Annotated in this window: 2 protein-coding genes; both read left to right on the forward strand. The window is 37.3% G+C overall.

The features are described from left to right. The first annotated feature begins 26 nt into the window (after window positions 1–26). A complete protein-coding gene (locus H5072_RS20510; protein WP_002958974.1) occupies window positions 27–341 on the forward strand; it encodes a pyrimidine/purine nucleoside phosphorylase in 315 nt (104 codons plus the stop codon). Window positions 342–518: 177 nt separating this feature from the next. Continuing rightward, window positions 519–875 carry a ribosome hibernation-promoting factor, HPF/YfiA family gene (hpf, locus tag H5072_RS20515; protein WP_182694642.1) on the forward strand — a complete coding sequence of 119 codons (357 nt, stop codon included), beginning with the start codon at window positions 519–521 and terminating at the stop codon, window positions 873–875. The last annotated feature ends 17 nt before the right edge of the window (window positions 876–892 follow it).

Raw genomic sequence — 892 nt, forward strand, 5'->3', positions numbered from 1 at the left:
TCTTAAATTAATAGCAGGAGCTAAAAATGCCAAAGTTCGATAACGTAAGTGTAGTAAAAAAAGCCAATGTATATTTTGACGGAAAAGTGTCGAGCCGTACCGTTATTTTAGGTGATGGAGAAGCGAAAACGTTAGGCTTTATGCAACCTGGTGAGTTTGTTTTTGATACAAACCAAAAAGAATGCATGGAGCTTTTAGCTGGCCAATGGGATATTTTATTACCAGGGGCAAGTGAGTGGAAAACATTTAACGCGGGTGAATCGTTTAATGTTGATGCAAATGTAAGCTTTAAAGTAAAAGTATCTGATTTTGCTGACTACTGTTGTTCGTACACAGATTAATCAATACAGCTAGACGTCTGAAAGCCCATGCACTATGGGCTTTGCATAAACTTTGCACAACGCATGATTTAAATCACCAAAAACCGCAAATAAACCTCAAATATCTCTCTTTTTTCCTTGTGTTAATCTAAATAGCCCCCAATACTATTTATGAGGTAACAAATAAAAGGATACCCTATGAAAATTAATCTTTCTGGTCACCATGTTGAAGTTACTGACTCTATTAGAGAGCACATCAACGAAAAATTTTCAAAAATCGAGAGCCACTTTCCATCGCTTATTGCACTCGATATTATTTTGTCTAAAGAGCATCATAAAATCCAAGCTGAAATTAGCACTAATTACGAAGGCACGCGCATGTCGGTAAAAGGGGAAAACGAAGTTATGTACCCAGCCATTGCAAGCGCAGCTAAAAAACTCGATGCGGCACTAAAACATCGAAAAGGGCAGATAAAAGCAAACTTACACGAAAAGCCTGTTAGCACTACACCTGAAATCGCACACGAGATCATCCAAGAGATGGATCTTAAATAAAATTTAGTTCCAAAGTA

It is taken from the genome of Pseudoalteromonas sp. SR45-5, from assembly GCF_014163565.1.
In the GTDB taxonomy this organism is placed as follows: domain Bacteria; phylum Pseudomonadota; class Gammaproteobacteria; order Enterobacterales; family Alteromonadaceae; genus Pseudoalteromonas; species Pseudoalteromonas distincta.

Bases quoted from the DNA above. Each gene is read 5' to 3' on its own strand.
- H5072_RS20510 (WP_002958974.1), top strand. From the start codon at position 27: ATGCCAAAGTTCGATAACGTAAGTGTAGTAAAAAAAGCCAATGTATAT.
- hpf (WP_182694642.1), top strand. From the start codon at position 519: ATGAAAATTAATCTTTCTGGTCACCATGTTGAAGTTACTGACTCTATT.